Below are 19,654 nucleotides of genomic sequence, written 5' to 3'. Positions count from 1 at the left end.
GTTTGTTATTTACTTATTTATTTCTTGTCTATTTTTTTACGACTCGATACGTTTTATATTGTTCATCATAGGCATAAGACATTGGTGCGACAAAGGTTAATCCATTAATTACTTTTTCAAAGTTGTCTTTCAAATCAATTTTTCCGGAACATTTTATTTTACTGAGCGCTGGGTCAAATTCTACATTAACACCATAATAGGTGGACAGACGTTTCAAGACAATTCCTAAATCCGCACTTTGGAAACAATAGAGCCCATTGACCCATGAAATTGCTTGTTCTACATCCACTTGTGTTATATTTTCCTTTCCTTCTACAGAGCTGAACATCTGATTGGGAGCTAAAATGGCTTTCGGAGTCTGCTCCGTTTCCACCTGGACACATCCCTGTGCCAGCACTACGCTTCTGATTGCTTCCGACTCATACGCCGTCACATTGAATTTCGTACCGAGCACTCTTACATTCATATCTTTCGTCCGCACATAGAAAGGACGGTTTTCATCTTTGGCTACTTCTATATAGATTTCTCCATCTACATATATTTCACGTTTATTTTTTTCAAACTCTACCGGATAGACAACCCTCGTTCCGGCATTTACCCAGACTTTAGACCCATCAGCAAATGTCAATACCGAACGCTTCCCGCGCGGGATTACCAATTGATTAAAAGTTGCCACTTTCTCTTTCAGTATGCTTTCCTGATTCGTTTTAATTTCCACAGAGTCATACGTGATTGCAGATTCTTTTTCTTTCAGGCTCACTATGTTATCTTCTGCTAATATCAGCAGAGTTTCTTCCGTTTCAGGTAGTTCCATCTTCGTATTCACCGCAAATGTAGCAATATCCGGTGCCAAGACCGAAGGATAGTTCTTCAAGAAGAAGAAGCACCCTACAAGAATAGCCACACTGGCTGCTGCACTCAACCCTATCAAGAAGTAGTTCTTACGTTTTGCCTTGTCCTTATTTATGTTGGTTGCTTCAATTCGTGTCCACAAATCTCCCATTTCCTGATCTGAGAGTAAATCATCCTCTTGCATCGACAGAGCTTCCAAAGATTCTCTTGCCGCGATATAATCATTTATATTAGAAGGATGCGATTGCTCAAAGTCATTCCAAAATTCTTGTGTCTCTTCCGTAGGATATTTCATGGAAGAAATAAAAAAGTCGTTTTGAAGGAATTCTTCAAAAGTATATAGGGAAAAATCAGTATGTTTCAATTCAGAATTCATCATTTTCATTGTCTTTACATATGGATAACAGTTGTACTTTAATTTTATACTCACCTTTTTCGAAGTTTTTTCCACTTTTTTTTGCCAGACAGGAAAATCGGGTAAATCAGACGCTCTTATTTTCTCTTAAATAAGTCCCGGATGCGTCCTAAAGCCCGTTGGATGGAGTTAGATACAGATTGATTATTCATATCTGTAACCCGGCTGATTTCATCAATACTCATCTCTTTGATGTATCGATAATAAATAATTTCACGTTGCCTGTCTGTCAATACAGACATCATATTGTGTACTGTGGTCTGAACTTGCTTCTCTTGTTCTTTATTAATATAGATAGCTTCCGGAGTAGAAGGGGACTCATCAGCCGTTTCTTCCCCTTCATTTATTTCATCAAATGAAAGGGAGTCTGTTGTTTTCTTGAGTGCATTGAAGAGGGTGTTTTTTAATGCAACCGACAAATAAGCCGTTATATTATCGGTAGGAGCTAATTGAGTGCGATTCTGATGAATTTTCACAAATACATCATGGATACAGTCCTTAATCAGTTCCCTGTCTGAAGTGTATAATAACCCGAAGCGGAATAAATCTTGTGCCGTTCGTTTGTATATTTGGGTATACGCACTCGAGTCTCCTTCGAGAAACCTCTTCCATAAAAGGGAATCAGAGAGAGAGTGTATATCTGATATCATTATAATGTATATATTAGATTTGTAAGGACAAAATTAAAACAATTAATCAAAAAAAGCCCATCTTTCCTGAAATATTAATTTCCGAAAGATGGAACTTCCCATATTTTACTTCAATGGACTGGCTGTCACTCCCTCAAAAGTCATTTTTACAGGCTTAATATACCCGTCTTTATCAAAATACATCCGGTCAATACAAGTCACGCGATAATTTCCATCCGTTTCTCCTATAGGCCGGCGGTGATAGATAATATACCATTCATCTTTTCCCGGTCCTTTGAACAACGAGTGATGTCCGGCACCTCTGGCCACATTCTCGTCCGGTTCCAAAATTTTGCCAACTCTCTTGAACGGCCCGAATGGTGAATCTGCGATGGCGTATGCCACACAATAATCAGGACCGGTCCATCCACCTTCCGACCACATGAAGTAATATTTGCCATTGCGTTTCAGCATAAACGGCCCTTCCACATAATTTTCAGGGGTTACTTCCTTATAAATTGTTCCATCTTCAAAAGGTACGATACTAGTCAGGTCGGCTCCCATCTTCACCATATTGCAATGTCCCCAACCACCATAATACATATAATATTGTCCGTCATCATCTTTGAATACAAACTGGTCGATAGGCTGCGCGCCATTCACTATTTTATCAATCAACGGTTTTCCTAACACATCTTTGAACGGTCCGGCGGGATTATCTGCCACTGCTACGCCAATGCCGCCCGGCTCATTATTATTCTGAATGTCGTTTGCACCGAAATAGAAGTAATATTTATCATTCGCATGGATCACGGCAGGTGCCCATAAAGCACGCCAAAGCCAACTGATATTCTCCTTTGAAAGTACTTTCGGATGTTTTGTCCAATTCACTAAATCCTTGGAAGAGAAAGCATCCATATAAATCTGATCAGTATAAGCAGCCGAATAGGTTGGATAAATCCAGTATTCGCCTTCAAATACAGCCCCTTCCGGATCTGCATACCATCCTGGGAAAACAGGATTACCACTCGTTTGGGGAGATTGCTCTATATTTTGAGAAAATACGGAGGCAGACCAGCCAATCACACAAGAAAGAAAAAGATGTTTTAGTTTCATATGTTATCTATGTTTAAAGTTCACTTCGCAAAAATGAGAAAAAACAAAGAAATTTATAGAAAATAATCGCTCAATTATGAGCAAAAACAGACCAATCCTATCTAAAACGCATGAATTATCAATATTTTGTGCTTTCTTTGCGGTGTATTACTAACCAACAGTATCATGAGAAATAAATTACTTTTATTATCTGCCATCCTGATGTTTTGTGCATCCTGCCAGCACAGAAAAACCACACAAAAAGAAGAAACTGTAACCGGAGCCACCTATACTAATCCACTCCTCGAAAACGGTGCAGAACCATGGGCTATTTTCCACGAAGGAAAATATTATTATACACAGGGCTGCGAAGATAGAATTCAACTCTGGGAAACCGATGATATATCCAACTTGTCAAACGCTACTATTAAAGAGGTATGGATTCCGACTGATCCAAGTAACTCCCAACATTTATGGGCACCCGAAATTCACCGGATAGACAACAAATGGTATATTTACTTCACTGCCGATGACGGCAATATGGATAACCATCAAATTTATGTCATCGAAAACGAATCTGCCAGTCCGATGGAGGGACAGTTCGTGATGAAAGGACGTATACCGACCGACAAAAATAACAACTGGGCGATTCATGCCAGCACTTTTGAACACAACGGACAGCGGTATATGATTTGGTGCGGATGGCAGAAGCGCAGAATTGATATTGAAACGCAGTGCATCTACATTGCTACTATGGGAAATCCGTGGACATTGTCTTCTGACAGAATCCTGATTTCCAAACCTGAATATGAATGGGAATGCCAATGGGTGAACCCGGACGGAAGTAAAACCGCCTACCCGATACATGTGAACGAAGCCCCTCAATTTATTCCATCAAAGAATAAAGACCGGCTATGTATTTTCTACTCTGCCAGTGGAAGCTGGACTCCTTACTATTGCGTTGGTCTGCTGACGGCTGACGCAAACGCCGATTTGCTACTCCCCTCGTCCTGGAAAAAGTCTCCGAACCCGGTGCTTCAACAGCAGCCTGACAATCGGGTGTATGGTCCGGGAGGAATTTCTTTTGTCCCCTCACCCGACGGGAAAGAATGGTATATGTTATATCATGCCCGCAAAATGCCCAACGATGCCCCCGGTGCATCGGATTCCCGTTCGCCGCGTATGCAAAAAATAGAATGGGATAAAGATGGGATACCTGTATTGGGAATCCCGGACAAAGATGGAGTGAAGTATTCCCTACCATCCGGAACAGTACATAAATAAGACTAATAGAGCGTGTCTTCAGGAAACCAAAAACGATAAGGCACGCTCTTGTTAGTTTTACCAACCTCGTCAACGCTTCAACAAAAACAAATCAAGTAAGAAAAAGAACTGACCAATCCTTCATTATTCCCTCCGTTTGTCCGAATAATGAATAGAATTTACTATTTATTGAACAGCTACTTTCCTGGTTTCTTCCCTATTTTCCCGTTCTTTGCAATATTCCTTCTCAGGAGGACTGAATCATTTATCTAACGCAAAGAAACATTTACCATGAAAAAGAAACTTCTAGCAATGCTGTTTGCATCGGCTCTATGCAGCCTTGCATCTGCTCAATGGAAACCTATCGGTGACAAAATAAAAACCCCGTGGGGCGAGCAGTTAAATCCCAAGAATGTATTACCGGAATATCCGCGCCCAATCATGGAACGTCATGAATGGAAAAATCTGAATGGCAACTGGAATTATGCCATTACCCGAAAAGGAGAATCCGCACCTGCTACTTATGAAGGTGAAATATTAGTTCCGTTTGCTGTAGAATCAGCATTATCCGGAGTAGGCAAAACCGTGAACGAGAATCAGGAATTATGGTATCAACGTACCTTTGACATCCCGTCTGCCTGGAATAACAAGCAAGTGTTGCTTCATTTCGGAGCAGTCGACTGGAAAGCCAGCGTATGGGTGAACGATATAAAAATCGGTGAACACACAGGAGGTTTCACTCCATTCCATTTCGACATCACTCCCGCATTGAATAAAAAAGGGAACAACCAACTGACCGTGAAAGTATGGGACCCCGCCGACCGTGGAGAACAGCCGAGAGGAAAGCAGGTAGAAAAGCCCGGTGGCATTTGGTATACTCCCGTTACGGGCATTTGGCAAACGGTATGGCTCGAACCGGTAGCCGAGCAGCATATCACTCACCTGAAAACGACTCCGGATATTGACAAAAAAGAAATCAAAGTGGAAGTCGCAACAAGCACAGACGCATCTGATAAAGTCGAAGTGAAAGTATTCGACGGTCAAACGCTTGTCACCAAAGGGGCGGCTCTCTGCGGATTGCCCATTGAACTGTCCATGCCGACAGATGCCAAACTCTGGTCGCCGGAATCTCCTTTCCTCTATACGATGGAAGTCACCCTCTACAAAGACGGAAAAGTAAAAGACCAGGTGAAAAGCTATACTGCACTCCGCAAAATCTCAACTCGCAGAGATAAAAACGGTATTACCCGCCTTCAGCTTAACAACAAAGACATATTCCAATTCGGACCGCTCGACCAGGGATGGTGGCCGGACGGATTATATACCGCACCGACTGACGAAGCACTGGTATACGACCTCCAAAAAATTAAAGACTTCGGTTATAATATGGTGCGCAAACACGTCAAAGTAGAACCGGCACGCTGGTATACTTATTGCGACCAACTCGGACTGATTGTATGGCAAGACATGCCGAACGGCGGCAGAGGTCCTGCCGAATGGCAAACACATAATTACTATACGGGAGCAGACGCTATCCGTTCGGCAGCATCAGAAGCTAACTATCGCAAAGAATGGAAAGAAATCATCGATTATCTGTATTCTTATCCTTGTATCGGTGTATGGGTTCCGTTCAACGAATGCTGGGGACAGTTCAAGACTCCTGAAATTGCCGCATGGACCAAAGAATATGACCCGAGCCGACTGGTAAATCCTGCCAGTGGCGGCAACCATTATACTTGTGGTGATATTCTCGATTTGCACAACTACCCGGGACCGGAACTTTACCTCTACGACCCGCAGCGCGCTACCGTACTGGGTGAATATGGCGGCATCGGCATGGCATTGAAAGACCATTTATGGCTGCCTGACAAAAACTGGGGATATGTGAAATTCAATACTCCTGAAGAAGTGACTAACGAATATATCAAATATGCCAATCACTTATCAGAACTCATAGAAAAAGGATTCTCCGCTGCTGTATACACCCAAATCACTGATGTGGAAGAAGAAGTGAACGGACTCGTCACTTACGACCGGAAAGTGATAAAAGTAGACGAACCGAAAGTCAAGGCCATCAACCTAAAGATCTGCAACTCACTAAACAAATAACGCGCATTGATGAATAAACTATTTACAACAATCCTGTCAGTCTGCCTTGCATGTAACATGCAGGCAACTGACCTGTTCAAAACCAGCCAGGATATCGCCCTGCGTGCTCCGTCTGTTCCCTTGATAACTTCAGATACCTATCTCGCCATTTGGTCGCCCTACAACGAGCTGACAGAAGGGAACACCGAACACTGGACAGCTACCGAGCATCCGCTAATCGGTGCGCTCCGAGTAGACGGCAAAGTATATCGTTTCATGGGTAAAGACAAAATGAACCTTACTACCATTCTCCCGATGACAAACGACGAACATTGGGAAGCCCGATATACCATGGAGCAGCCTGCCGCCAACTGGACACAACTTCCATTCGACGACTCAAACTGGACGAAAGGAAAAGCCGCTTTTGGCACCAAAGACATGAAACGCATCGGCACTGAATGGAACAGCCAGGACATTTGGATACGTCGCAGCTTCGAACTGAGCCAGGACTTGACAAATGAAACCGTTTATCTTCGTTATTCACACGACGACGTGTTCGAACTTTACCTGAACAATGAGAAATTGGTTGCCACCGATTTATCCTGGAAGAATGATGTCACCGTCGAACTGTCTCCGGCAGCGAAAGCCAAACTCCGTAAAGGAAACAATGTGATAGCCGCTCATTGCCACAACACTAGCGGAGGTGCCTATGTAGATTTCGGCTTGTTTCGTGAAAATAAACAGCCAAGCAATTTCACTGAAGCCGCCGTTCAGAAATCTGTCGATGTATTGCCGACTTCCAGCTACTATACTTTCACTTGCGGACCTGTAGAGCTAGACCTCGTATTCACCGCCCCTCTGCTTATGGATGATCTCGACCTTATCTCGACTCCTATCAACTATATCTCCTACCGGGTACGTTCGCTCGACAAGAAACAGCATGAGGTGCAAGTATATATCGAGACGACTCCCCAACTTGCCGTACACGAAACATCCCAATCCACGATTTCTGAGAAAATCAGCAAGAACGGCATGGAATATCTTAAGGCAGGCACCATCGACCAACCTTATGTGAAACGAATCGGAGACGGTGTACGCATTGACTGGGGATATGCTTATCTAACCACTAACAATGCACCCGGCAAGGACTTAAGCATCGGAAAATACCACGACATGAAGCAATCATTCATCAGCAGCGGTAAGCTCCTGCCCAACTCTCAGGACTACATCACCCGCTGCGAAAGCGATATGCCCGCCATGGCCTACACCGAAAATCTCGGCAAAGTAGGCGTGCAAGGAAAATCCGGATATGTGATGGTAGGCTATGACGACATCTACTCCATCGAATACTTCTATGAACGTCGCATGGCTTATTGGAAACACAACGGACAAGTCAGCATCTTCGACGCCTTTGAACGTGCACAAGCTGCTTATCCTTCATTGATGGAACGCTGCCGCGCCTTCGACCAACAGCTTATGGCCGATGCAGAAAAAGCCGGAGGCAGAAAGTATGCCGAACTACTTGCACTGACCTACCGCCACGCCATCACCGCCCACAAACTCCTTACCGATAAAGAAGGCAACTTGCTTTTCTTATCCAAAGAAAATCACAGCAACGGCTGTATCAATACCGTAGACCTGACCTATCCGTCTTCTCCGCTATTCCTGATTTACAACCCGGAACTGATGAAAGGAATGCTCACCCCCATCTTCTACTACAGCGAAAGCGGCCGCTGGAACAAGCCTTATCCGGCACACGACTTGGGAACCTACCCCATCGCCAACGGACAGCTTTATGGTGGGGATATGCCTATCGAAGAATCCGGGAATATGATTCTGGTAGCTACAGCCATCTCCAGGATAGAAGGCAACGCCGACTATGCCGCCAAGCATTGGGAGACTCTGACTACCTGGGCCAATTACCTGATTGAGAAGGGACTCGACCCCGAAAACCAAATCTGTACGGACGACTTCGCCGGACATTTGGCACACAACGCCAATCTTTCCGTCAAAGCCATCATGGCCATCGCCGGATATGGAGAGATGGCACGTATGCTAGGCAAGGAAACGACTGCGAAGAAGTACATGGAAATCGCAAAAAGATTCGCGATAGAATGGGAAAAGATGGCGTTTGACGGAGACCACTACAAACTGGCCTTCGACAAACCGGGAACGTGGAGCCAGAAGTACAACCTCGTTTGGGACAAAGTATTCAATATGAATATCTTCCCTCAAAAAGTATTCGATACGGAAATTCCTTACTATCTGACAAAGCAAAATAAATATGGTCTGTTACTTGACTCTCGTGCGCAGTACACGAAATCGGACTGGGTGATTTGGACGGCCTGCATGTCTCCTGACGACGCAACCTTCCAAAAATTCATCGACTTGATTTACACGTATGCGAACGAAACAGACTCCCGTGTTCCTATCAGCGACTGGCATGATACGAATACAGGACTGATGATGAACTTCAAAGCGCGTTCCGTAGTAGGTGGTTACTATATGAAACTGCTGATGGATAAAGTCAGAGAACAGAAATAAAAATACTCTTTTCCTCGTTGAATTTAGACAAGCAGTGTCCTTTCTTTTTAGTAATGAAAGGGGCTGTTTGTCTATTGTCATACAATAACCGAAAATGTAAAAAAACACACTAACATGATTAATAAACGATTCTTATCAATGTTCCTGATATGTGGCCTGGTAATAACAAGCATGTTAGGAGAAAACCTTCCCGCAAAAATCATATTCGAGCAATACAAGGCGAAAGCCCAAGCCTTTGCCGATACTTATCCATGCGAAAAGGTACATTTGCATTTTGACAATACAAGTTATTATGTGGGAGATACGATTTGGTTCAAGACCTATGTGGTGCTAGCCGAGACAGAAGTACCAAGCTCAATCAGCCGTCCGCTTTACGTGGAGTTAGTTGACCAGGCAGGGCACATCGCCGACAGGCAAATAATCAAGCTGACACAAGGAGAAGGCAACGGGCAGTTCATCCTTTCTTCCTCCATGCTGTCCGGTTATTATGAAGTACGCGCCTATACCCGTTGGATGCTTGCATTCAGTGAGCCCCGATACTTTTCGCGTACGTTTCCCATCTATCAACCGTCTCACAGCGACCAGCCGGAGCGTAGTATCAGCACCTACGATCTGAGCCCGTCTATGGAGAAAAGGCCGAAAAAAAATAAAGAGAAGCTAGACCTTCGTTTCTTCCCCGAAGGAGGGCAACTCGTGGAAGGAGTCACTTCGCAAGTGGCTTTCAAAGCCGAAAGTATAAATGAAGGAGCAATCGAACTGTCAGGAACTCTATATACAAAGGAAGGAAAGGAGATTACTTCTTTCAACACCCTGCATGATGGAATGGGGCATTTTGAGTATACTCCTTCCGCCCAACCCGCCGTTGCTACAGTACAGCATCAAGGAAAAGAATACAAATTTACACTTCCTCAGGCAGTGCCGGCAGGCTATGTCCTGAAAGCAGCCAGTAATGCGGGAGCCCTCAGTGTAAAGTTATCCTGCAATGCTGCAACTCCTCAGGATACAGTAGCGGTCTTTATCAGTCATCAGGGACGCCCGTATGTTTGCCAATTGATTCATTGCCGCCCGGATGCCCCTCAAGAATTTGTCCTGCCCACCCGCAAACTGCCGAAGGGCGTACTGCAAATAAGCGTCCTCAACCGGGACGGAAACACTCTATGTGAACGTTTCGTATATGTGTATCCAAAAGCTCCTCTACAAATACTCCCTGCGGGACTGAAAGAAGTCTATCCCCCTTACGCCCCCATCCGCTGCGAACTCCAAGTGAACAATGCCATCGGCGAACCCGTATCCGGTCACTTGTCCGTCAGTATCCGTGACGCCATACGTTCCGACTATCAGGAATATGACAATACTATTTTCACAGACCTTCTGCTGACATCGGATTTGAAAGGGTATATCCATCAACCCGGTTACTACTTCACGGACACGTCTCCCCGCAAACAGGAAGAACTGGATGTATTGCTTCTCATACACGGATGGCGTAAATATGATATGAGCCAACAAATCGGAGTCACCCCTTTCACTCCCCTGCAATCACCAGAGCCTCAGCTGACACTGAACGGACGGGTGAAATCTACCATTTTCAAAAAGGATTTGAAAGACATCGCCCTCAGCATCATGATAAAGAAAGAAAGCGAAATCATCACCGGAAATACCAATACCGACGAGTACGGATGTTTCAGCATTCCGGTAGAGAACTTTGAAGGAACAATGGAGGCGGTGCTCCAAACCCGGAAGATTGGTAAGGAACGGAATAAGGATGCATCCATACTTATCGACCGGAACTTCTCGCCCGAACCTCGCCCATACAGCTACAACGAGGTTCACCCTCTATGGAAGCCGACCAGCAACTGGCAGCAACAAGCCGGAAAATTCGACTCCCTCTACCTGGATTCCATCCGCCGGATAGACGGACGCTACCTGCTTGACGAGATTGAGATTATGAGTAAACGCCGTCGGCAAAGCACGAATATGACAACCAAAATAAAGGAACAAAGCATCGACGCTTATTATAATGTACGCCAGTCGGTAGATTTATTTCGTGACAATGGCAAGATTGTCACAACTATTCCTGAATTGATGGAGATGTTGAGCCCTCATTTCCTTTGGGAGCGCTCGAGCAATAATTGCACCTATCGGCAAAAGCCAATCTGTTATATCATGGACAACCATATATTGTCCGAAACGGAAGTAAAAATGATGCTGACGGAAGTGGACGGTCTGGCGTCTATCATCATCGGCAAAGGGACTAAAGGAATAGATGACGACATTATCCAAAACTCAAAAGTGTCCGACTCCAACGACATCAATTTTAGTGAACTGGACAAATACAGCATCTTCTATCTGATTCCCCTGCCCAGACGTGATGTGCTGAACAAACATGAGACAGCAGTTCCCGGAACCCGTCAAACCGTGATTCAAGGGTATACGCATCCTCTTGAATATTATTCGCCTGCCTATCCTACCCGGGAACTCTATATGGACAAAGCGGACAAAAGACGAACACTCTATTGGAATCCGTCCGTGCAAACGGACAGTAACGGGAAAGCTGTCATCGAATGTTATAACAATCAATATTCCACACCGCTGATTATTCAGGCGGAAACGCTTACCGGTGACGGAAGAGTAGGCAGCCTGATTTATACGACCATCAAGCAAACGGAACAATAGTTTCGTTTGCTTCTTATGAGGTTTAGTTCATTTCTGGTGCAGTAATGAATAAATTATTGTGGTATATCTTTAGACGCGGATGACGCGGATAACGCGGATAACGCAGATTTTAATAGGCTGCGCAATAAAAGAATCCGCGTAATCTGCGTTATCCGCGTCTAAAAAATATATTCATAACCGTACAGTTAAGAATGTATTTTATCATTACAGAGTCAGATGCATTTCCCTACTGGATATTTAATATCCATCTTTCTGTCTCCCCTTTACTTTTTCTCTGTATCTTCGATGAATAAGGGGCTGCGGGTAAAACTGCCAGTTTCAATAATTGTTCCTCCTAATGAAACACTTTGTTTCTCGGTGTGGAACACTCTGTTTCATTTAAAGGAACACATTGTTTCTCGGTGTGAAACAAAGTGTTTCAAACCGGGTTGAAACTAACTCCGAAATAACTTTACTAATCATAGTCACTTGAGAACCGTTTTAACCTGCGTTGAATTTATTCATTTCACGTACCGTTTTGAATACATCTACCCTCGGCAACATTACGAAGAAAAAAGAAGATGCACAGATAAACTCTATACATCTTCTTTCAAATATTAATTAATCAAACAAATCTACCACTCAATAGCCTGCGAATGAACTGATCTTCTACTGAAATGATTTCACTGAATAAATATCCCAAAATTTCTATCAAAATTGTTCAATAAGCAAAATTAGTAGAAGTAAATGTAACATAAATATCTTTAGTGTATTTATCATAAGCTCCTCTAATTGTTCCACTACGATATTCAGTTTCACCAATTTCTTGCTCATTCATATCGGGCGTATATGCTCGCATGGCTGAAATATAATATTCCCCACTATCTTTAGGTCTAGCACAAGCATAATTACCCCTAACTTGCTTTTCCACTACTTTGCCATCTACATAAACAGAATAATTATAAGTAGCAAGATCCATTGGAAAATTAACATGGAAAAACAAAGAATCACACGTAGAACCGTAAGAGTTATAAAATCTTGTTTTAGACTTTGAAACGACATGCCATTTTGTAGACAGAATCGTATTATTATATATTGTATCTTGAGGTCGTGTAGCAGGATATTCAGTATGAAGCAATCGATAACGGAAATTTAAATAACCTTGAGGGAAATGTTTGGCATCAATGTCAATCGTATGACCTGTTGTTGGTACAACACCTCCGGGATAACGTTCTCCCAGAAATTCCGTACCTATGTTACTCCATTTTGAGTCTGGTAAACTTTCGAGAATGTGATAATTTTCATCCCAAGTTTCTGATGCATGTCGATATTGCAACTGAAATCGATGATAATATTGTGATGCATAGCTATTTCCCCATGTATAAATAAAAGTAAAATAATAAGAGCATGTATCCTTCGTATTCTCATTATATGGATAATCTTGATAACTAGTCTGATATTCGTACGGTTCTCCCAATTGGCTCTTCCCGTCCCACCACTCCGGTACATAGGCAAAAGGAGGCATTGTACCACTCCTAGTTATAACTTCTTTGACATTAATCGATTCTAAAACTTCATTTTCCGCATTATCACATGAAGTAATCACTAAAAATAAGAAAGTAGCTACTCCATAAAAAAACAAATTTAAGATTTTCATATATGATTAGAATTATTCTCTCTTATAAGAAGAGAAGGTTAAACATTACTTTAAAAACATACTAGAATTTTCATAAAAGGAACTGAGCAGAAACACAGAATATCGATTTATACTTATTATTGATTCCTGTAAGCAAATATAAAATAAAACAAATACAGACTTCCGGTCAGTTCCCTCTCCCCCAATATTATAATTAATCAAACAAACCTACCACTCAATAGCCTGCTCTTCGTCAGAAATCTGAGTATTAATCTTACGTTCGAGCAACATAGTCCCTACTACATTATAGCGGATAGGAGTATTCTCTACCGAAGTAATGTCACTGAATAAGTATTCAAGGCGGATAATGACAAAATGATGTTCTATATAAGGGAGAACAGCATCTTTCACAACAGACCTGGCATAAGTAATCGTAGCATTCTCCGGTATCTTCAAATCAATTCTGCTGTCAAACGCTTCAAGGTCTACAGTTCCGCTCATCTTTTCAGCGTCGTTAGGGTCGGGAATAAATGTAGCCTTGATCTTATATACACTCCTTTTCACCAATTCCTCATCCATCAATCCTGCATAAAAGAAGACCGCATCCTCGTTCACCACAAAAGCAGTACGGCTATTGTCAACCATCGGGTCACCAACCGTCTTTTCTTCCGCTTCATCATAGCGATAAACCTTCATGGATGTCGTACTATAAGAACCGGAGAAATCATTGAATGGCATTATCCTCAATAGGGCCTTCCTATAATGCTTACGCATATTGGGTTGATAAGCGGACGACGGATCGTCAGTGATAGTCAGCGGTAGAATCCATTTCTCGGCCAAATCCAATTCCGCTCCGTTCTTTTTCGAGAGGTCAAAGTCTATATTCAACAGACCGACACATTCACCGGATGAAACATGCACAGTTTCGGGAAAAGAATAACGTTGCGCGTCCAACGGAAGGTAATAAAGTTCTTCACGTTCACTGAAACGGGCTATGTTCATTTGGTTCAATGTATCCAAATCCACATTGACACGCACATCGTAATCTTTTTCACTCATTGTAGAGCCGCTAACAATAACGGGCAACTGATAAGTCACCTTACCGTTCTCTTTATAACGGATATTAATCTGAGTATTTCCTTGGGAATTAACAGGAGCTTTTATAGAGATAAATTGCTCGTATTGCTCATCTGTCCACTCATCGTTGCAAGCCGCGCTCAACAGCAATGAAGCCCCTATCATCAAATAACTATATACTTTTTTCATACAGCATTTCTTTATTACAATTAATCATTATAGGTCCACCCCGGATTCTGAGTAAGAAGTTTGTTACGTTTCAATTCAGAATGGCTGATTGGCCAAAAATACATTTTACGAGAGAAAGTGGTCGGCAACGAAGCAACCTCTACCGGTGTATGGAAAATTTCGGCATCGTTTCTGGTCATTTGCGCATTGCAACCGTAAATAGGTTTTGACTCTTCTTCCTGAGCGTCTTTCCAACGACGCAAATCATAGTAGCGATGTCCTTCGCCCATGAGTTCTATCTGGCGTTCACGTTTCAGCTTCTTACGGAATAAGGCTTGTGACCCATATTCTTCGGGAGTATAATCGGGAATACCGGCACGACAACGAATCGGACGGATTCCTTTTTTCAAGTCTGCTTCCGTACGTTCAAGCACATACATTTTTTCGCCATTCCAGGATGCAACATTATGTGACCCGCCCAACTCATTGATGGCTTCCGCATAAATCATTAATACTTCAGCATAACGGATAGCAGGTTCCGTTTTCTTACGAATATGATCCCACGGATTGTCTTTATTATCTTGACTACTATTGTCATTTGCATCATCCGGATGAACGTATTTCATGACACCGATCCCCGTACGAAGCCAGAACATAGTATTGATATACCCGTTACCTTCACCCCGATAATAGAAAATCTGTTTCGGACCTTTATTTTCATTCTTCTCTGCATTCAAGAAATACCATATAGAACCGTTATAGGCCACTGAGGCATAAAAACGAGGTTCACGATTAGCATATTGCAAAGAAACTCCGGTCGCTACATTGCAATACTTATAGTCACCTTTGTTCTCATCTGTAATAAAACCTTTTACACGTTCCGCGGGATCTCCACCCGGCATTTCATGATCCTTTCCTTGAATATCATAACCGTTATACATATAATAGGCATCACATTGTTTTTGTGTTAAGCCATGAGTGTTCCAACCATTGGTTGCACGGGGAAGCTGGTGCCCTACCATTACATTAATTCCTTCCGTACTTTGATTTTGTCCGCGAGTGAAAATCAGTTCCGGATTATTTTCAGCAGCCACTGTCCCATTAAAGATAGCACGATAGGATTCATACGGGTCAATACCTTTCCAACCATTCGGCCATTCCATCGTTGAAAAATCGCCATCGTCCACCGGCTTTACTGAAGCAGGGAATCCGGGAGAACTTTCCACGTCCTTAAATCCGGCATGATATAATTCATACCGATGTCCATTATATTTTCCGGGAAGTTCCATCACATCTCTTGCCGCAGCCGCAGCCCTAGCCCATTTCGTTTCATCATATTCTTGGGCTATCAGGCATTTTCCTTCACGGTCTACCAAGTCCGTAAACTTTTCCGTATCCGTAGGACGAGGGTTATTGATGGGACTGGCAGCATACAACAGCACCTTGGCACGAGCAGCCAAAGCAGCTCCACGAGTAGGACGGGCGATGGATAAAGCCCCCCGTTCCAGTGGCAAATCTTTAGCGGCCAACGCCATTTCAGAAGCGATATAGTCAGCACATTCATCATATGTATTGCGTGGACGGGCTAAATCTTCATAAGCTTCATCATAGTCAAGCAACTCATCTCCCAACAATGGCACAGGTCCATACTTACGCAACAGCAGCCAATAATAGTAGGCACGGACAAAACGCGCCTGCGCTTTATAGTCCGCTATTTCTTCGGCGGTAAAATCCTCGTTTATATCAATATTCTGAATGAAAATAGTAGCTTGACGGATTCCCTTATAACAAGCACCCCATGGTCCTTGCTGATCCCCTTCACCATAATCTCCATTTTTCAGTCTTCTATAAAAGTTATCACGGTCGCCAAAATACATATCGTCCGCAAAGCAGAAAGGAGTATGCCCTTTACTGGATACATCCGCATTCGAACCGGTCAAATAACTGAAAGCGTTCGCCAACCATTCTTCCGAATAATCTTCATCCTTAAAAACGTCTTCTAAAGACATACGGTCTTTAAAGAATTTATCCGTATTCAACTGGTCTGTACAAGAGGCCAATCCCAAGCCCAGCCCCAATATGACAGTTAGAAGAATATATTTCTTTTTCATTGTTCCTTGTTTTTCAAATTACATGTTAACACTTAGTCCCAAAGTAAAACTTTTCGCTAACGGATATTTTTCTCCGTTTGAGCTACCCATCTCGGGATCCCATAACTTAAATTTAGAGAAAGTCAGCAGATTAGTCCCGATAAAGAAGATACGCACATTATTGAAATGAATCTTGTTGACAAGAGATTTCGGCAACGAATAGCCCACTTCAACTGTTTTCAGGCGCAAATAAGACCCGTCACACAACCAGAATGTCGATTTGCGGTAGTTATTATCATTTCCACCATAGCTCAAACGGGGATATGCTGCATTGGGGTTTTCGGTTGCAGGGTTCCCTGACAAATCGGCCGAAATCCAACGGTCTGATTCTGCTATTTCTTTCAGGATATTTCCCCACAATCCGTTTTGGAACGCATATACGGTAGGCCCGTCAATAAAGAAAGATGATTTTCCGGCTCCCTGGAAGTGGACGTTTACATCAAGTCCTTTCCATTGTGCAGAGATACCTACGCCATAAATCAGATTCGGGCGGGTAGTAGCTCCGATAGCCACCTGGTCATCATCATTGATGACTCCGTCACCGTTCACGTCCTTATACTTGATATCTCCCGGTTGTACTTTGCCCCAATTCGTTTGCTGCGGGCTGTTACGGATGTCATCATAATCCTTAAACAATCCCAATGAAATCAATCCTTTCGCCTGATCGACACGATACCCTTTTTCCATTCTGTAAGGATAAATACTAGGTTCTTCGTCTTTGTCCAGAATCTCGTTCTTACTATACGTCATGTTGCCACGCACCGTCAAGGCCACCTTACCGATATTCTGTCGAAAAGTAAAGTTTCCATCCAGCCCTCTTGACAATACACTACCTACATTCGCTCTCGGGGAACTTTGTACCCCCACCATCTCGGGCAGATACTTACGTTCCATAAAAATGCCGTCGCGCTGTTCGTGAAAGTAATCCAGAGTAGCCGTGAACTTATCATTGAACAAAGACAAGTCGATACCCAAGTCATGTTTAGTGGCAATTTCCCAAGTTACATTATTAGAAGCAAGTTCGGTATAAGTCTTACCACTATATTTCTTATCTGAATTGTAGTCTGCCCACTGGTATTCACCGCTTTTGTCTATAGTATACAGATAAGGGAAACGGATTTCATTGTCACCAATCTTCAGATTGTCGTTACCAACCTTTCCATAAGAGTAACGCACCTTCAACATATTCATCCATTTCAGGTTCTTCTTTATAAAGTTCTCTTCAGCGATATTCCAAGCTAATGAAAAAGCCGGGAAAAATCCGAACTGGTGTCCGGTAGCAAAGTTCTCGGAACCATTATAGCCAAAGTTGAAATCTGCAAAATAACGATAATTCCAGTTATAGCTTACACGTCCAGCCAATCCTTGATGCTTGCGTGCAATACCGTTCTTTACATCTTCTCCGATTTTAACCGTCATCACTTTTGCGTCCTGATTATATTTCAAAGTACCGCCTACGTGATGAGCCTTGAAAGCGCGGTCATAATGCAACTCCGCTTCAAAGAATTCCACTCTGTCCCCTTCCGATTCACTGGATTGTTTCAGCACTTTTTGCTCTTCCGATACTCTGTTATATTTGATTACTCCATTCTCGTCACGATAGCGTTCCGCTTTCCATTGCTCAGGCCATTTCTCACGTTTGATAAAACTCTTGTTGTTTGTGTCAAATCCGAAACGTCCGACAAAACGAAGTCCTTTGGTAATGAAATCGAGTTTTTGTTCCAAAGTCGCATTGGTCTGTACCTTGTTTTCCCAAGATTCACGATAACCGGTCTGCGTGGCCAGTACCCATGGATTCGTTTGATAGCCCTTTCCATAAGCCGGTACATATCCATTGGAATACATCAGCGGAATAGATATAGGAGACTGCCCCATCACCGAACGCCAAATGTCACCACCTAAACCCGGTTCGTTCATTTTCTTCAAAGAGCCTGACACACCGATTTTCAGCAGGGTAGTCTTAGTGATATCAATATCCGTATTCAAGCGGTAATTCCAGAGTTTGGCATTGGCATTGGTATTATAATCATTTTTCAAGGCCTTATCCGTTTTATACATTCCCTGTTCTTCCGTATAGCTGGCGGAAACGTAATAGCGTGCGGTAGTACCACCACCATCCAGATTCAATGTAGCGCGATAATTCATGGCTCCATCTTTCAGCAATACGTCTTTCCAATCCACATTCGGGTATAAGTCAGGTTCCAGTCCCAATCGCAGAAGTTCCATTTCATAAGGTTGATAGAGCAACTCTTGCGCACGTGTAGCACGCGCTTCATTAATCATTGTGGCATAAGTATATCCATCAACGAATTCAGGAGTTTTGGTACGGGTATTATACATCGTTTCTACTTTGGCATTGATATTTACTTTACCCGCCTTACCGTGCTTAGTTGTTATCAATACTACTCCGTTAGCACCACGGGCACCATAAATGGCAGTGGTGGAAGCGTCCTTCAGCACTGTAAATGTTTCAATATCTTCTACATTCACTTCATCCAGGCTACGTTCAAAACCATCGACAAGCACCAAGGCCGAGCTTCCTGCTCCAAAAGTAGAGATACCACGAATCCAGAATTCGGAAGTGTTCTGTCCCGGTTGTCCGGAAGTCTGCATAGCCATCACACCGGCAACGTTACCCGCAAGCGCATTCGAAAGGCTACCGGTAGGGTTTGATTTCAAATCAGCCACATTCACTGTAGTAACCGCACCTGTCACAGTCAGTTTCTTTTGCGCACCGGTACCAGTAATAACAACTTCATCCAATACGCTGGCAGATGATTCCTTCATCATTACATTGACTACCTGCTGCTGTTTCACTAAAACTTCGACCTTATCAAACCCTATATAGGAAAAAATGAGCCGATGGTAAGGTTCCATCTTTAGCTTGAATTTACCATTCATATCGGTAATAGCTCCCAATCCGGCAACATCACGCACGGTGATATTGACTCCGACCAGCGGTTCCTTATTTGCGTCTGTAACGATACCCGTTACTATAATTGTTTCCTGTGCCCATGCCCCTATAGTGCAAGCAAGCAGGAACACAAATGTTAGTAGGATTTTTTTCATATCCGTCTGTTTTTCA

Annotated in this window: 11 protein-coding genes; 4 read left to right on the top strand and 7 right to left on the bottom strand. The window is 43.1% G+C overall.

Features of this window, described 5'->3' with window-relative positions; genetic code table 11:
- Nucleotides 1-28: 28 nt before the first annotated feature.
- From HC965_RS15820 to HC965_RS15810, 3 genes are all read right to left on the bottom strand, one after another.
- Nucleotides 29-1,231 carry a FecR family protein gene (locus tag HC965_RS15820; RefSeq protein ID WP_191032661.1) on the bottom strand — a complete coding sequence of 401 codons (1,203 nt, stop codon included), beginning with the start codon at nucleotides 1,229-1,231 and terminating at the stop codon, nucleotides 29-31.
- 113 nt (nucleotides 1,232-1,344) lie between these two features.
- Nucleotides 1,345-1,917 (bottom strand): RNA polymerase sigma factor, encoded by a 573-nt coding sequence (locus HC965_RS15815; protein WP_191032366.1) that lies wholly within the window; start codon nucleotides 1,915-1,917, stop codon nucleotides 1,345-1,347.
- 105 nt (nucleotides 1,918-2,022) lie between these two features.
- A complete protein-coding gene (locus tag HC965_RS15810; protein ID WP_191032365.1) occupies nucleotides 2,023-3,012 on the bottom strand; it encodes a glycoside hydrolase family 43 protein in 990 nt (329 codons plus the stop codon).
- A 165-nt stretch (nucleotides 3,013-3,177) separates the two neighbouring features.
- On the opposite strand from HC965_RS15810, the gene HC965_RS15805 reads away from it, so the two are divergent.
- From HC965_RS15805 to HC965_RS15790, 4 genes are all read left to right on the top strand, one after another.
- Complete coding sequence (locus HC965_RS15805; protein ID WP_191032364.1) at nucleotides 3,178-4,275, top strand: family 43 glycosylhydrolase; 1,098 nt, start codon at nucleotides 3,178-3,180, stop codon at nucleotides 4,273-4,275.
- A 270-nt stretch (nucleotides 4,276-4,545) separates the two neighbouring features.
- The gene (locus HC965_RS15800) at nucleotides 4,546-6,363 is read left to right on the top strand and encodes a glycoside hydrolase family 2 protein (RefSeq protein ID WP_191032363.1); all 1,818 of its coding nucleotides are present in this window, start codon (nucleotides 4,546-4,548) and stop codon (nucleotides 6,361-6,363) included.
- Nucleotides 6,364-6,372: 9 nt separating this feature from the next.
- On the top strand, nucleotides 6,373-8,886 hold the full coding sequence (locus HC965_RS15795; RefSeq protein ID WP_191032362.1) for a glutaminase domain-containing protein: 2,514 nt from the start codon (nucleotides 6,373-6,375) through the stop codon (nucleotides 8,884-8,886).
- A 138-nt stretch (nucleotides 8,887-9,024) separates the two neighbouring features.
- Nucleotides 9,025-11,559, top strand: coding sequence for a hypothetical protein (locus HC965_RS15790; RefSeq protein WP_191032660.1), 2,535 nt, complete (start codon nucleotides 9,025-9,027; stop codon nucleotides 11,557-11,559).
- 700 nt (nucleotides 11,560-12,259) lie between these two features.
- Here HC965_RS15790 and HC965_RS15785 read toward each other — a convergent pair.
- The 4 genes from HC965_RS15785 to HC965_RS15770 form a co-directional block, all read right to left on the bottom strand.
- Entirely contained in the window at nucleotides 12,260-13,195 is a 936-nt protein-coding gene (locus HC965_RS15785; protein WP_191032361.1) for a hypothetical protein, read from the bottom strand.
- A gap of 207 nt (nucleotides 13,196-13,402) precedes the next feature.
- Nucleotides 13,403-14,440, bottom strand: a complete 1,038-nt coding sequence (locus HC965_RS15780) for a DUF4973 domain-containing protein (RefSeq protein ID WP_191032360.1) — start codon at nucleotides 14,438-14,440, stop codon at nucleotides 13,403-13,405.
- A gap of 20 nt (nucleotides 14,441-14,460) precedes the next feature.
- Nucleotides 14,461-16,530, bottom strand: coding sequence for a RagB/SusD family nutrient uptake outer membrane protein (locus HC965_RS15775; RefSeq protein ID WP_191032359.1), 2,070 nt, complete (start codon nucleotides 16,528-16,530; stop codon nucleotides 14,461-14,463).
- 18 nt (nucleotides 16,531-16,548) lie between these two features.
- The gene (locus HC965_RS15770) at nucleotides 16,549-19,638 is read right to left on the bottom strand and encodes a TonB-dependent receptor (protein ID WP_191032358.1); all 3,090 of its coding nucleotides are present in this window, start codon (nucleotides 19,636-19,638) and stop codon (nucleotides 16,549-16,551) included.
- Between the last annotated feature and the right edge of the window lie 16 nt (nucleotides 19,639-19,654).

The organism is Bacteroides sp. GM023 (assembly GCF_014750685.1).
Lineage (GTDB): Bacteria > Bacteroidota > Bacteroidia > Bacteroidales > Bacteroidaceae > Bacteroides.
The sequence above is the reverse complement of the archived record's forward strand: the minus strand, read 5'-3'. Positions and strand labels throughout refer to the sequence as shown.

Coding starts and splice junctions, on each gene's coding strand:
- HC965_RS15820 (WP_191032661.1), bottom strand. CDS start 1,231: ATGATGAATTCTGAATTGAAACATACTGATTTTTCCCTATATACTTTT.
- HC965_RS15815 (WP_191032366.1), bottom strand. CDS start 1,917: ATGATATCAGATATACACTCTCTCTCTGATTCCCTTTTATGGAAGAGG.
- HC965_RS15810 (WP_191032365.1), bottom strand. CDS start 3,012: ATGAAACTAAAACATCTTTTTCTTTCTTGTGTGATTGGCTGGTCTGCC.
- HC965_RS15805 (WP_191032364.1), top strand. CDS start 3,178: ATGAGAAATAAATTACTTTTATTATCTGCCATCCTGATGTTTTGTGCA.
- HC965_RS15800 (WP_191032363.1), top strand. CDS start 4,546: ATGAAAAAGAAACTTCTAGCAATGCTGTTTGCATCGGCTCTATGCAGC.
- HC965_RS15795 (WP_191032362.1), top strand. CDS start 6,373: ATGAATAAACTATTTACAACAATCCTGTCAGTCTGCCTTGCATGTAAC.
- HC965_RS15790 (WP_191032660.1), top strand. CDS start 9,025: ATGTTCCTGATATGTGGCCTGGTAATAACAAGCATGTTAGGAGAAAAC.
- HC965_RS15785 (WP_191032361.1), bottom strand. CDS start 13,195: ATGAAAATCTTAAATTTGTTTTTTTATGGAGTAGCTACTTTCTTATTT.
- HC965_RS15780 (WP_191032360.1), bottom strand. CDS start 14,440: ATGAAAAAAGTATATAGTTATTTGATGATAGGGGCTTCATTGCTGTTG.
- HC965_RS15775 (WP_191032359.1), bottom strand. CDS start 16,530: ATGAAAAAGAAATATATTCTTCTAACTGTCATATTGGGGCTGGGCTTG.
- HC965_RS15770 (WP_191032358.1), bottom strand. CDS start 19,638: ATGAAAAAAATCCTACTAACATTTGTGTTCCTGCTTGCTTGCACTATA.